The 13,664-nt window shown below is 34.4% G+C and carries 16 protein-coding genes and 3 pseudogenes; 10 read left to right on the top strand and 9 right to left on the bottom strand.

Going from position 1 to position 13,664, the window contains the following annotated elements; genetic code table 11:
- Positions 1–314 precede the first annotated feature (314 nt).
- A complete protein-coding gene (pepF, locus tag QRE67_RS15820; RefSeq protein WP_286121125.1) occupies positions 315–2,105 on the top strand; it encodes an oligoendopeptidase F in 1,791 nt (596 codons plus the stop codon).
- Between the two features lie 129 nt (positions 2,106–2,234).
- On the opposite strand, the gene QRE67_RS15825 is transcribed toward pepF, so the two are convergent.
- Entirely contained in the window at positions 2,235–3,017 is a 783-nt protein-coding gene (locus tag QRE67_RS15825) for a Cof-type HAD-IIB family hydrolase (protein WP_286121126.1), read from the bottom strand.
- 229 nt (positions 3,018–3,246) lie between these two features.
- Between QRE67_RS15825 and QRE67_RS15830 the strand changes: the two genes are divergently transcribed.
- Positions 3,247–3,495 (top strand): hypothetical protein, encoded by a 249-nt coding sequence (locus QRE67_RS15830; protein ID WP_286121127.1) that lies wholly within the window; start codon positions 3,247–3,249, stop codon positions 3,493–3,495.
- Positions 3,496–3,584: 89 nt separating this feature from the next.
- On the opposite strand, the gene QRE67_RS15835 is transcribed toward QRE67_RS15830, so the two are convergent.
- The 3 genes and pseudogenes from QRE67_RS15835 to QRE67_RS15845 form a co-directional block, all read right to left on the bottom strand.
- A complete protein-coding gene (locus QRE67_RS15835; RefSeq protein WP_286121128.1) occupies positions 3,585–5,456 on the bottom strand; it encodes a thioredoxin domain-containing protein in 1,872 nt (623 codons plus the stop codon).
- 41 nt (positions 5,457–5,497) lie between these two features.
- Positions 5,498–5,659, bottom strand: a pseudogene (locus tag QRE67_RS15840) (DUF255 domain-containing protein); the annotation flags it as partial.
- A gap of 151 nt (positions 5,660–5,810) precedes the next feature.
- Positions 5,811–6,068, bottom strand: coding sequence for a helix-turn-helix domain-containing protein (locus QRE67_RS15845; protein WP_353507084.1), 258 nt, complete (start codon positions 6,066–6,068; stop codon positions 5,811–5,813).
- 44 nt (positions 6,069–6,112) lie between these two features.
- On the opposite strand from QRE67_RS15845, the gene QRE67_RS15850 reads away from it, so the two are divergent.
- The 4 genes from QRE67_RS15850 (at position 6,113) to QRE67_RS15865 (ending at position 8,458) form a co-directional block, all read left to right on the top strand.
- Positions 6,113–6,670 (top strand): recombinase family protein, encoded by a 558-nt coding sequence (locus tag QRE67_RS15850; protein ID WP_286121129.1) that lies wholly within the window; start codon positions 6,113–6,115, stop codon positions 6,668–6,670.
- Between the two features lie 11 nt (positions 6,671–6,681).
- Complete coding sequence (locus QRE67_RS15855; protein WP_286121130.1) at positions 6,682–6,960, top strand: recombinase family protein; 279 nt, start codon at positions 6,682–6,684, stop codon at positions 6,958–6,960.
- Between the two features lie 152 nt (positions 6,961–7,112).
- Positions 7,113–8,219, top strand: coding sequence for a response regulator aspartate phosphatase (locus QRE67_RS15860; protein ID WP_286121131.1), 1,107 nt, complete (start codon positions 7,113–7,115; stop codon positions 8,217–8,219).
- Positions 8,216–8,458 (top strand): hypothetical protein, encoded by a 243-nt coding sequence (locus QRE67_RS15865; RefSeq protein WP_286121132.1) that lies wholly within the window; start codon positions 8,216–8,218, stop codon positions 8,456–8,458. The genes QRE67_RS15860 and QRE67_RS15865 overlap by 4 nt, the downstream gene beginning before the upstream one ends.
- 171 nt (positions 8,459–8,629) lie before the next feature.
- Here the strand turns inward: QRE67_RS15865 and QRE67_RS15870 are convergent, their stop codons facing one another.
- From QRE67_RS15870 to QRE67_RS15890, 5 genes and pseudogenes are all read right to left on the bottom strand, one after another.
- The gene (locus QRE67_RS15870; RefSeq protein WP_286121133.1) at positions 8,630–9,082 is read right to left on the bottom strand and encodes a YrhA family protein; all 453 of its coding nucleotides are present in this window, start codon (positions 9,080–9,082) and stop codon (positions 8,630–8,632) included.
- Positions 9,083–9,098: 16 nt separating this feature from the next.
- Positions 9,099–9,251, bottom strand: a pseudogene (locus QRE67_RS15875) (DUF6572 domain-containing protein); the annotation flags it as partial.
- Between the two features lie 114 nt (positions 9,252–9,365).
- Positions 9,366–9,446: pseudogene (locus QRE67_RS15880) on the bottom strand (WXG100 family type VII secretion target); the annotation flags it as partial.
- 148 nt (positions 9,447–9,594) lie between these two features.
- Positions 9,595–9,717 carry a hypothetical protein gene (locus QRE67_RS15885; protein ID WP_286121134.1) on the bottom strand — a complete coding sequence of 41 codons (123 nt, stop codon included), beginning with the start codon at positions 9,715–9,717 and terminating at the stop codon, positions 9,595–9,597.
- A complete protein-coding gene (locus QRE67_RS15890) occupies positions 9,717–10,502 on the bottom strand; it encodes a TrmB family transcriptional regulator (protein WP_286121135.1) in 786 nt (261 codons plus the stop codon). The genes QRE67_RS15885 and QRE67_RS15890 overlap by 1 nt, the downstream gene beginning before the upstream one ends.
- Before the next feature lie 396 nt (positions 10,503–10,898).
- On the opposite strand from QRE67_RS15890, the gene QRE67_RS15895 reads away from it, so the two are divergent.
- The 4 genes from QRE67_RS15895 to QRE67_RS15910 all read left to right on the top strand — a co-directional run bounded on the left by QRE67_RS15895 (position 10,899) and on the right by QRE67_RS15910 (position 13,370).
- Positions 10,899–11,417, top strand: coding sequence for a GNAT family N-acetyltransferase (locus QRE67_RS15895; RefSeq protein ID WP_286121136.1), 519 nt, complete (start codon positions 10,899–10,901; stop codon positions 11,415–11,417).
- Positions 11,418–11,447: 30 nt separating this feature from the next.
- Positions 11,448–11,894 (top strand): DinB family protein, encoded by a 447-nt coding sequence (locus tag QRE67_RS15900; RefSeq protein WP_286121137.1) that lies wholly within the window; start codon positions 11,448–11,450, stop codon positions 11,892–11,894.
- 407 nt (positions 11,895–12,301) lie between these two features.
- Complete coding sequence (locus QRE67_RS15905; protein ID WP_286121138.1) at positions 12,302–12,757, top strand: SRPBCC family protein; 456 nt, start codon at positions 12,302–12,304, stop codon at positions 12,755–12,757.
- A gap of 202 nt (positions 12,758–12,959) precedes the next feature.
- Positions 12,960–13,370 (top strand): VOC family protein, encoded by a 411-nt coding sequence (locus QRE67_RS15910; RefSeq protein ID WP_286121139.1) that lies wholly within the window; start codon positions 12,960–12,962, stop codon positions 13,368–13,370.
- Positions 13,371–13,664: the final 294 nt, after the last annotated feature.

A 13,664-nucleotide genomic window follows, 5' to 3' on the forward strand; every position in this document is an offset into this window, starting at 1 on the left:
TCATTTTCGACAAAACCTTTTATTTTTTAGAAGGAATTTTTTATTATTTGTTGTATATCATTATTTGACATATTATCGATCGAATCGTGACCTATATCACATGAAGACATGTTACACTCATACAATATGAAATCCATATTAGAGGATGTTCAAAAAGTCCAGTAAAGATAGCTGCCCTATTTCTTCGTTACGTCGCCAGTCCGGTACTCATGTAGTTCACTCTACATTCCGTGTCCTCCTGGCTTCCGCGCCTCGAACTACTTGGCTCTCTTTATCCTCCTTTTTGAACACCTACTATTAGAAAGGAACTGATTATGACAACTTATAAAAGTAGATTAGATGTTCAAGAAGAAGAAAAATGGGATTTAACAGATATTTATGAGACGATTGAACACTGGGAACAAGACTATCAAAAGATCGAATCCTTAACGAATGATTTAGTAACATACGATGGTAATATTACTGACGGTACTAGCCTACTTGCATATCTTACTGTCAGTGAAGAGATATCTAGTTTGTTCAATCTGGTATATGCGTATGCTAGGCTTCAATTAGATCTAGATACACGTGAAACTGAAGCACAATCTCTTGTGGACAGAGCATCGCAACTACACGTTAAAATAAATGCTGCACGTTCTTTCTTCTCACCATTTTTACTAAGTATAAAAGAAGAAGTACTACGTTCCTATATTGAAAAAAACGAAGGATTAAAATACTTTGAAAAAGATTTATTTGAATTCTATCGATTTAAGAAACATGTTCTAAATAAGGATAAAGAAGAAATCCTATCGCAAATGGGGGAAGCTTTGTCCGCTCCTCAAAATACTTACGGAATGCTAAATAACGCAGATATTAAATTCGGAGAAGTCACAGCAGATAATGGAGAGAAAGTGGAACTAACTCGAGGTATGTTCTCGAAATTAATAAAACATGAGAATAGAGAAAAGAGAAAAGAAGCATATAAAGCCTACTATCAGCCCTATCTTCAATTGAAAAATTCTATTGCTTCTACTTTATCAGCAGCTATAAAAAACAATATAACAGTTTCAAAATTAAGAAATTACCCATCTGCTTTAGAGAAATCTCTATTTGGAGATATGGTACCTAAAGAAGTGTACGAAAATCTTATTGATACAACTAAGAAAAATATTCATACACTACATACATATAATGATATTCGAAAAGAAAAACTGAATTTAGACGAATTAAGACAGTATGACTTGAATGTTGATTTAGTAAAGGGTGTAAAACAGGATATTTCGTATGATCAAGCATTTGACATGATGTTACAGGCTTTATCTCCATTGGGAGAAGATTACATTCAGACGCTTCAATCGTTCAAAGGGAAACGATATATAGATGTGCGAGAAGTACCGGGTAAACGCTCAGGTGCCTATAATTTTGGTGTATATGGAATTCATCCCTTCATCCTTCTAAATCATAATGATGATTTGAGTAGCCTGTTTACACTTACACACGAATGTGGGCATGGTATGCACACGTACTATTCACATAAATACCAACCTAGAATTTCTGCTCATTATTCCATTTTTGTAGCTGAAGTAGCTTCAACGGTTAATGAAGTACTATTAATTCATCACTTATTAAAAGAAGCAAAAGACAAGGAAGTTCGTAACCATTTAATCAATTACTTTATTGAGAATTTCAAAGGTACCTTTTTTACGCAAGTCATGTTTGCAGAGTTTGAAAAGATTACACATGAAATGGCAGAACAAGGTATTCCATTAACTGTTCAAGCATTCAATGATGTCTACGAAAAGCTGTTTAGAGAATACAATGGGGATACATTATTATTTGATGAAGAAGTGAAATATGGATGGTCGAGAATCCCTCACTTTTATCGACCATTTTATGTCTATAAATACGCTACTGGTTTTGCTTCTGCAATTCAAATTGCAGATAAGCTTTTGAGCGGAGATCGTATCTGTCAAAAAAATTATATAGAATTCTTGAAGGGTGGAAGTTCTGATTATCCACTAAATCTTTTACAAAAAGCAGGTGTAGATTTAACTACCCCTGAACCGATTGAAAACGCAATAGCCAGTTTCAGAAAACTAGTCGACGAATTCACTTCTTTTGAATAAGGTTTACCTGTAGCAAAAGCCTCTAGATTCTAGAGGCTTTTCGTATATAAAAACACTTTTTCCACTCTAGCTTTGGAGATTTCCGGTTTGAAATAATTCTCTTTCTCCAAAAGGCTTTTCAATCATTCTTTATTTTAACAAGCCCACAAGTTCTAAGCCGTATGCAATCCCATTTTCACCTACATCTTTTGTTACATGCTTTGCAATTTTCTTTACTTCATCGTGCGCATTTCCCATCGCTACCCCATATCCTACGTATTGAAGCATTTCTAGGTCATTTAGCCCGTCACCAAACGCGTACACGTTCTCTTTCGTCAAACCAAGCTTTTCAATTACTTTTTCAATACCGATAGCTTTTGAACCACCTTTTGGCATGACATCCATTGAAAATTCATGCCAGCGAACAAAGTTAAGATTCTGAAACTGATTTATATAAGTGGACTCTTCTTCACTCCTGCAGAATAACAATGACTGATAAATCTCACTGTTCTTAAAGTACTCTGGATCATAGCTAGGATGCGAGAACCCTAACTTCAGTGGAGCGATGCTCTGCTCAATATGAGCGTGATACGCAACACTGGATTTTATATCTTTATGACCCATATATACAATTGGATGATGATTGGAAGCTGAAAAATCTGTCAGTGTCTGAAGTTCCTCGATAGAAAGAGGATTCTTATAAATGACTTCACCGTCTAACACAACATATTGCCCATTTAAACTTATATAGGAGTTAATATCTAATTCCTCACATATCTCTTTGAATGCAAAAGGAGCCCGTCCAGTGGCAATCGCAACCTTATGCCCGTCTTGCTTTAATAAGCGAATCGCTTCTTTAGTAGAAGTAGGAATCTTTTTATCGTGATCTAACAATGTTCCATCAATGTCAAAAAATATAATACTTTTCTCCATACTTATCCCCTTATTTCTAGCCAATTTTCAATTAGAACGATAATTGAATCATTATTAGTATATAAAGTTTTCTTTCACCTGTCATGCATAATCTCTAGTAGGGAGAGCGCCCGCTTAGTAAGCGATTTAGCAATTTTTAAAATCTAATTTTTCTAATAATTAACTTGGCTTTTGTAGTAAAATTAGTGTTACTTGTTATAAAGGATTCTTACAAGAGGAGTTGAACCAATTGAGAAACATCGATAAACGCAATCGATTAGATGAAGAGATTTTCAGCTACCGCATAACGAAAAACAATACCGTTTTTATTGATTATTGCGGGAAACAAGTGACCACTCTAAAAGGAAAAGAAGCTGAGAAATTTTTAGTAAAAATCAATCAAGCTAACAGTGAGAAAGAGATACAGCTTATAATGGCTAAAGTAACAGGGAACTTCAAAAGAGGCAATGAACGAAGTGCGGATTCTAAGAAAATGTAATTTTTAATTTCCTTTGATTGAATGACAATAGCAATGATTTTTATTTTCATTAAAAAGGTATACCCTTTATTTCAGGTATACCTTAATTTTCATATTTTCTTTAATATGTCAGCTATGTCTGTCAGCGGCCGCTCACATGCATAGTTTTGACAAATATAAACGGTTAGTTCGTTTCCAATCTTCTTATGATTTACTGCAAAATCTGCGATTCCTGCAAATTCATCTGGTGATGCAGCGACTAACACTGAATAATTCGGTGCAAATTCCCCCTGCAGTTTTTTCACAATCATTCGTCTTTCATCACTGTCTTCTCCAACAATTACGATTTCTTTTTTAGGAGATTCCATTAACAACAAGCTTTGTAAAAATTGCGCATGTCCACTGCCATAGGAAGATAATGCTTTTGAGAACGTTGTAAACATTTCTTCTACTTGCTGACGAAGGGCTTCATCCCCTACTAATGAAGCTAAACGAAGAAGTTCGACCGCCGCCACGCTATTTCCAGATGGCATTGCCCCATCATACACTTCTTTATCACGAATAAGCAGTTCTTCCGCATCGTTTCCTGTAAAGAAAAAGCCACCGTTTTCTTGGTCCCAAAATAATGTATTCATTTGTGAAACAATCTCTTGTGCCTTCTTCACATATTCTAGATCAAATGTTGTTTCATACATCTCCATATATGCCCAGAGTAAATACGCATAATCATCAATGTAGCCTTTATATTTCACTTCTCCGTCACGATAGCGAGCCATGACACGCTCTTCTACTATTAACTGTTCTTCAATAAATGCAAGAGCACATTTCGCAAGTTGTACGTATTCTTCGTTCCCAAACACACGACTTGCTTTCGCTAACGCACTAATCATCAATGCATTCCATGAAGTTAACACTTTATCATCTAAATGCGGATAAATACGAAGCGAACGCTTAGCTAACAATACCTCACGAGCTATCTCAAGCTTTTCTTTGATCTCCGCAATAGACAGCTCGAACTGCTCGGCAATTTTCTGCCAATCTGTATGAATTAAGTTTGGAATATTGGCACTTTCAAAATTGCCTTCTTCTGTTACATCATACACTTTACAATATAATGCTCCTAACTCATCGCCAAGTGCCTCTATTATTTCATCTTTTGACCAGACGTAGTACTTTCCTTCTACCCCTTCACTATCTGCATCAAGTGCAGAATAAAAACTACCATTTTTATCGATCATTTCACGTTTAATAAACGTTACGATTTCCGCTGCAACCTGTTTATACCGATCATCATGAAAAACTTGATACCCTTCTGTATAAGCATGAAGAAGCAATGCGTTATCATAAAGCATCTTTTCAAAATGCGGTACAAGCCATGTTTCATCTGTGGCATAACGTGCAAACCCGAACCCAACATGATCATAAATCCCGCCGTTTACCATGCCATCGAGCGTTCTCTTCACAAAATATAGCGCCTGTTCATTTCCCGTTAACAAATGATAACGAAGCAAATACATCAACATATGGGGCGATGGAAACTTAGGTGCCCCGCCAAACCCACCGTAAATCGTATCAAAATTACTTGCGAGTTGCTGGAACGTGCTATGTATTATTTCATTATGTAATACTGTTTCCTTACTTGCTTTTACTTTATTCTGTAGCCCTCCCATAAGCTGCTCCGTTACAGTAGTGATACGTTCTTGATCACTTTCATAAATATGAGCAAGCTGCGGCAAGATGTCCATCATACCAGGACGGTTATAATGGCTATGTTTCGGAAAATAAGTCCCCGCATAAAACGGCTTTTGATCCGGTGTTAAAAACATATTTAGTGGCCAACCACCCTGCCCTGTCATCATTTGACACACACTCATATAAATGGAGTCGATGTCTGGACGTTCTTCGCGATCTACTTTAATTGGGATAAAATATAGGTTTAAGAGTGATGCAACTTCTTCGTCTTCGAAGGATTCCCCTTCCATCACGTGGCACCAATGGCAAGTACTCAAAAGAACGGAAGTTAACTATACCCAATAGATAAGAAAATAGGTTTATTCTCTCGTTTCGCCGCTTCAAATGCTTCTTCTCCCCAAGAGTACCATTTAACAGGATTGTAAGCATGTTGAAGTAAATACGGAGATTTCTCAGCGATTAATCTATTAGGTATTTGTTTACTTTTGTTCATGAGCACCACCTCCTTTTTTAATATGATGATTTTAGTATACGGTATATTTATTCTTTGAGACAAAGAATAGAAGGTGCAGCCACTCTCCTCTTCGTTTTACAACCTTACCTAAAGTATTAACAACTCCTATATTTCCCTTTACATCAAATAGTTAATTAATTCCTTTGATATTCATTTCCACCTCAAAAAGATCATTTGGAGTTACATTCAAGTGTATACATAGCTTTGCAATTAATCGTGCTGGAATTTGACGTTTATCCATTTCTTTATTATTAATTAAATTATTTATGGTTGGTCGTCTTTCCTCTATTGTAATTGCCAATTGATTTGCAGAGATCTTTTGTGCTTTCATTATTTCTTTTAATTTACAATGTAAAACTAGTTGTGTGTTTTTATATAGCTGATATATTCGTTATTGAACGATTAACGTACAATAAAAAGGCGGTATACCCTTTGGAGATATATTCTAAAATACGAAAAGTTGCCATTTATTCTCGTAAATCTCGAAATGACACGGGAACAGAATTCGATGTTTTAGAAAAACATCGTGCAATCTTAATTGATTTTGTTATGAAGTATGGTTGGGAATATTGTTTATTTGAAGAAATAGGTACTTCTTACACTGTTGAGTTTCGTCCTGAATTTAAACGAATGCTTACAGATATTTCACTCGGTATCTTTGATGCAGTGGTTGTACTTCATTATGATCGAATTTCACGTGGTAGTACCAACGAATACGAATTTATAAAAAGCATATTCAAACAATCTAACATATTATTTTTAACTCCATATGGTGAAATAATTAACTTTCATGAAAATAGTATTAATACCGATAGTCAAGCAGTATTTTCTCATTACGAATTGCAACGAACCCGAGAACGTCTTCTTACAGGAAAAATACAAGGGGCGAAACAGGGACATTTGGTTATGAATACCATCCTATCTCTAAGAAACTACAACCACCCCCTCAAAAATCTCAAATATATCAGCGCATCGTTCATGAATATCTGAATGACAAATCTATGATGGAAATAGCTTTTTCTTTAAATCGCGAAAAAATCCTCACGAATAAAAACGCATTTTGGTCTGAAATTTCTATTCAACGTTTGCTCACAAACGAAACTTATTTGGGTAAAATAATTTATGGTAAAACAAAAGGTTCAGGTCATAAAAACAAAAACACCTCTCCCTTATTCCATAAAGAAAAAAATAACTGGATTATTGTTGAAAACGCACATATACCCTTGATTTCACAAGAAAATTACACCATGTGGAATTATTTCACTGTACCAATTATTTGAGTTTACTAAATACAAATAATTAATGAAGTTTTCTTTCGAATTTTAAAATAAAATTGTTAAACAAATGTTGAGAAATATAAAAAATTCATTTCTATTAAATCTTATTCTTGCTATTATTATTTATAAGAATATTCAAAAAGCGAGGGGATTTCATGAACGTTCAAATAAAAGGGAATGAACAAATTTCAAAATTACTAAATGACTGGTATCAAGTAATGATACACAAACAAGTGTTAAAAGCAACAAATTTAAAACAGGAAATTGACGAACATATCAGCATTTTAAAAGCTGCAGAAAACACAGAACTACAAGACCAAAATTTACTATTGTATTACTCTTTACTAGATTTCCGTTATAAGATGCTAACAAATAGTACATGTATTTCTCTTGACGAACTTGAAGTAATTGAAAAACTCAATAAAAAATCAGTTGATAACTACTTATCGTATTACTACCATTTTTACAAAGCAATCCATAATACTATGTTAGCTAACTATATGGAAGCTAGCGAACATTTTGAAAAAGCAGAAAAACTTTTAATGTACGTTCCTGATGAGATTGAAAAAGCAGAATTTAATTACAAACTAGGGGTACTATACTACCACATTCACCAGCCTCTATTAACAATTAAGCATGTACTTAAGGCAAAAGAATTATATGAGAAGCCGTCAAGTTATAAACTTAATCAGTTAGAATGTGACGTCACTTTAGGACTAGCAAGTATTACATTAAATCAGTTTGAACAAGCTGAAGAGTATTTTGTAAAAAGTTTAGAATCGGCTAAGAAGCAGAATCATGAAAATTTAATTATGTTGATTCGATACAATCTAGGTTTTCTCTATGCAAAACAAAATTTATCAGAAATCGCTATACGTTACTTAACAGATGTTTATAACAATGAGAAACCATACCATAAGACATTATTCTTGTTAGCACAGGAACACTACAAGATAAATCAAATCGAGAAAGCTAAAGCCTTTTTAGAAGAAGGTATTAAGATAGCTGACACGGAATATACACACCATTTCCGCATAATACAGGCGTTATATGACGTAGAATATAAACAGAATTTAGAAGCTGTTATTAGTGCAGGTATTAATTACTTTGAAACACAACAACTGTATGGCTTTATTGAAGAATACGCAGGATATCTTGCAAAACACTTCTACGATGAAGGTAATTCCGAAAAGGCTAGTAAATATTTTAATATTGCATATGAAGCAAAACAAACACTTATAAAAAGGAGTGCATTAAAATGAAAAAATTATTAGCTGGTTTTGTTAGTTTTGCGGCTGTATTAACTATAGGCAGTTTTACAGCTTCATATTCGCCACAGGCTGACCATGGTAGACCGCCTGCACCACAAAGACCTGACTTAACGTACAATATAGGTGATACACCTGCACCTGCTGAAAACCGTGGTGACACCTGGTCTGCTGATGGTGACACTGGTTCATCTGCTTACAATAAAGGCGATACACCTGCACCACAAGCGTAATATTTTAGTTAAAAAGAAAAGTCATACTAATTTGTATGACTTTTTTATGTTGGATACACTAATTAATTGTTGTTTCCAATTCTACATTTATAGTTTTAATACCTCCAGTATCAAAGAGAATGCTTGGGATTTATCTTTGTAATTAAATTACGCTCTGATTTTAATTTACTCTCAACTAAGACTTGTTTTTAATGCTTCCTCAAGCATCGTATTAAAATCACTATATGTTTCCATCAATGTACCAGATGGTTTATCTAGTTCTAAGTAAGTTCCATCAGATAATTTCTTACAATACCACGCAACATCTGAATCTCCTAGGAAAAGGTATACTTTTTGAAACCCATTCTCATACCAAATCTCATTCGTTTCTAAAAATCCATAAACGGTTTCGTTCCTTTCTGCATCTAGTAAAGAAGAATCAACTCCATAAATCACCAGACCGTTAAATTCTAAGCCATTTACAGTTTTAAGAAACTCTTCATATTCACTCAGTAAGTCAACATTAAAACTTTCTTTAACACGTTCTCTTAATTTCTGAACTTCGGCATTCGTTGCTGGTGTATTGAGTTTACTGTTATACTTTTTCTCTATTTTTTCAATTTTTAAAAGCATATCTCTCCACATATAAAATTCTTTATACTGTATTAATTTTGTCCTGTAAAAGTAAAATGTGTTCATTTTCCGTTTCTTCGCCTTCCCAATCCAAAGCGTCAAATATAGTTAAGTATACATTGTTTTTGTTTTCATTATCTACTAAAACCAAATCTACTTTATCTGTATCATGTAATGCCATGCAGTACCCTCCTTATTCTTCTTTTCGTATTATTTTCACTTTAGTTGGCGGTATTTTTTCTAAATGTTCAAATGGTGGCTTATTTCTACTTTTAACAATCGTACCCGATTCTGCTATTTGTGGCTTTGCTCCATTAAACATCTGATAGAATCGGTCGCTAGTTGTACCTGCCCATTGAGAAGCTATATATTCCGTATTTAAAATTATACTCTAAAGTAGACCTTTAACCTTACATTCAGGCAGGAATCCCAGTAGATAATATTGAAAAAGTCAAAATCCCGTATAAAAAATAGCAAAAAGCCAAATTCCCTACGATTAGGAATTTGGCTTCTTCGTTTATTTCTTAAAAATAGTCGAATAAATCATTAACAGACGAAGGTCGATCTTCTCCTTTTGCAATTTCAAATAAGTTTGCTCCTGCATTCCGTATCACTTCACTACAAAAATGAAGATCCATCGCAGTCATTATATATGCCAACCTTTCTCTTTGAAATAGCTTAACATTTTACGATAATTTTCTCCGTACTTTTCTTGAAATTCTTTTCCAAAATCCTCTTCGATATGTTGCATCATCATATCATGGTAAAAAGCATTTTTAATTACTTCAATTACTGCTGGATGATCTGTCTCTAATGCAGATGGCTTAATCTCGCCTCCGAAACTACCAATTAAGGCTGAACTAGAATCACAGAGAATCGAAAATTTCCTTTCATCAGTAGGCCAATCTTCATCTCTATAATGTTGAAATACATGTTTAAGAGGCGTTTTACATGTTCCAATTGTAATTAGGATGACACTAATCCCCTTGCATTCCGCTACAAGTAGCGCTTCCTCCACATAATGCAAGTCTTCTGACCATATATCAACAATAATCGATGTTTCAGCATTTGCAATGACCCGGCGTACAGCTATATCTAACGTATTACTCCCTTGCCAGTTGTAAAAGGCCGGTGCAGGTTTAGGTGGTGACTTTAATTGATTGATAAGAGCTTTTGAAGTTTGTTCAAATTCAGTTTGAAACAGACGTATTAATTGTTCAATTGGAACAGCATTATAGAGAACTGTTTCTCCTTCAATACTACGACAAGCTCCTTTTTCTGTGAGTGATCGCAGAGCAGAGTAAACATTCGTTCGAGAGACAGATACTCGTTTTGCAACCTCATAACCCGATAAATCAGACTCTTCATGTAGCGTAATGTAGCACCGCGCCTCAAGATCAGACAATCCTATCTTTTTAAGTAAATCAATCATTGAACACCCTCCTAATGCGTATATTTAATATATAGATTATAAGTAGTATTTAACCACACTCCTAATTAGAAGTATGATTAAATACTACTTATGTCTGCAAGTAAAGTCAATAAGCATCTGCTTCATTTTTTAAATTAATACATAGCGTAAAAAAAGCTAGGCGAAACATGAACAATCTGCTCCGCCTAGCCTCTTTGTATTCACATTCTAAATCGTCATCAACATTTTTATCATTACATAGATTCAGCAATTCTCATTACATCCTCCTCTGTGCTCTTTTTTCTTCTCCAACGTGGTTCAAACTTAAATTCAAATTATATAATTGCAGAAATCCCTTTTATCCTCTCCTAATTATGCTAAAATTATAAATATTCCATCTCAAAGGAGCCTATTAATATGACTGTCTGTTTAGCAAAGCCTACAATTGACTTAAAAGATGAATACTTAGAATTCTATCAAGAATGGAAAGAGAGTGGTGAAACGATGATCCCTTGGGTAATCGAAAAAGATCCTTCTAATTTCCATACAATGGTTCAAGAACTACTTGATGCAGAGCAAGGTAAAAACCTTCCTGAAGGCTGGGTTCCGGATTCTACCTACTGGCTTGTGACAAATGATAAGAAAATCGTTGGTGCTGTAAATATTCGCCATAGTTTAACAGAGCACTTATTCAACGCTGGTGGCCATATCGGTTATGGTATTCGCCCCTCTGCAAGACGAAAAGGATATGCTACAAAACTATTAGCTTTATCATTGAAAAAAACGAAAGAACTGGGCGTAACAAAAGCGCTTATTGTTTGTGATGAAAGTAATATCGGTTCTGAGAAAACAATTTTACATAATGGAGGTCTTCGTGATAATGATTTTATTGAAGAAGATGGGAATATTGTGAGAAGGTATTGGATTAACCTATAGAATATGACTCGTGAAAAAGGAGAGGATTACTTGTCTACATTAGTACTCCAATTGGAAAGCACGATTGATACTGCCTCTAAAAGGATTAAACTTCTTTCAGACATAGATACAAGACCGCAGCCATCTAAGTGGTCTAAAAAAGAGATATTGGGCCATCTTTGTGACTCTGGAACAGTAAATCATAAACGCTTTGTTAATATTCTTACGTCAAAAGAATCAATAACAATAACTGGTTATAATCAAGAGTTATGGGTGCAGGCACATAATTATCAGCGTTCTTTTTCATCCGATGAAATACTACAGTTATGGCAATCTATAAACAAGCAAATTATAAAACTCCTAACTAATGTAAAAGACGCACAATGGCAGCTTCCATGTAAAACAGAAGAGCAAAACATAGTAACATTCGAATGGCTCGTTACCGATTATATTGACCATATGGACCATCATCTGAAACAAATATTTGCAGATTATTAAAATAACACACCGCTTTTTCACCTAGCAAAAAGAGGTATTTGTAAAAACCGCTAGAATCGTTATTATAGACTCCCCCCTTTCATACATCAAAAACAATTTGGATAATTCATCCCATAAAGTGAAACTTTAATCAGTGAGGGTATTACTACACGTTAATACGGGATACATTTCGATCTCTATAAATCAAGAAATGAAAACATTGTGAACGAGTTAGAAAAAGTAATAACGAATCATGATCCAGTTATACAGCCATAAATCATTGAGTAAGTAGTCTATAAAACGTACTCCCTATTTTTAAAAAACTTTCAAACTAGAGTTGGCAAGATTTAAAAACAAAAGAATATTTATACCTTGACCGATGCGAACGTTTGTTTGTATAATGACGAAGTATATAAAGGAGGAATGATATGAAAATTTGGACTGAAGAAATTCAAATTGACACGCCTATCGAACATTTATTTTCGTTTTTAGATGGTTCATTAGAACAAATGCAAAAGCTGATGCCTCATGTGATAGAGAATACACCGATTAAAGAAACTGAGGCTGTTGTTGGAAATGTGTATCGCCAGAAATACAAAGAAGGTGAAGAAATTCAAGAATATGATGTAGAGACACTTGAATACGTGAATACACCTACACATAAAACATTAAAAATTGGTTTTGTTCTTGCTAATATGTTTGATGTCACTGCTACATACGAATTAAAACAAACAAATGAAAATCAAACGTTATTTAAATATACAGCTACAAATAAAGCGTTAACTGAGCAAGCTGAGTTCTTTATGAAATCAGCAACAAATCAAATTGCTGTAGACTTTGTTAATCGTTTTAAAAAAATTGCTGAGTCTGAATACAACAAGTAAACGAAAATTTGGGTAAAATAATAAAGTGAAACTTTGATCAGTGGGGGTTTTCTTCATCCCCTACTGATCATTAGTTGAACCAATCGGGCTTTTACGGGCAGTTTATCCCCCACCTAACTTCTTTGCTTCCTGCCGAACTTTGAGGTGGGGGTTTTACTGCCCGTTAATGCGGGATAAATAAAACATTAAAGGAGCGTTACAAATGAAACAACAAGCAACTCCATACCTTACATTCAACGGCAATGCTAAAGAAGCATTGGAATACTATAAAGAAGTTTTTGAAGGCGAAATTGAAGGGATCCAAACTTTTGGTGAGGCTGATTATCCGACACCACCAGAAATTGACGATAGAATCATGCACGCACGTTTCAAAAAAGATGGTTTATTCTTTATGGTATCAGATGCATTTTTAGGTCAATCTATTGAAGTTGGAAATCATATTTCGCTTGCTCTTGAATTGGACAGCGAAGAGGAAATTCAAAAAATTTATGATGTACTAAGCGAAAAAGGAACTGTATTTATGGAATTACAAGATACGTTCTGGGGAGCAAAATTCGCGAAAGTGCAAGATAGCTTCGGAGTAATTTGGGATCTAAACTATACAAAAGCTTAATCCATACTTCATACAAAAAGGTGCTTCCTATTTGAAAGCACCTTTTTGTATACATAATTTTTTATGACTATACATTCCTAGTCACTCATCTTTTTTATCCCTCTTTTTTCGATTCATATCTTTTAGCGTTTGACTATACGCCAAGATTAAGATAATAAATAGTATCCCCGCAATCGCAACCATTCCAAGAAAATATTCCATATTTGTCCCTCCTCTCTCAAAATGTTTCAATAGTTATGATTTCAGCTACCTTTATTCCTTTCTATCTTCTTTTATGACGTGTAAGAGTTCTCT

Source organism: Bacillus sp. DX3.1 (genome assembly GCF_030292155.1).
Classification (GTDB): Bacteria; Bacillota; Bacilli; order Bacillales; family Bacillaceae_G; genus Bacillus_A.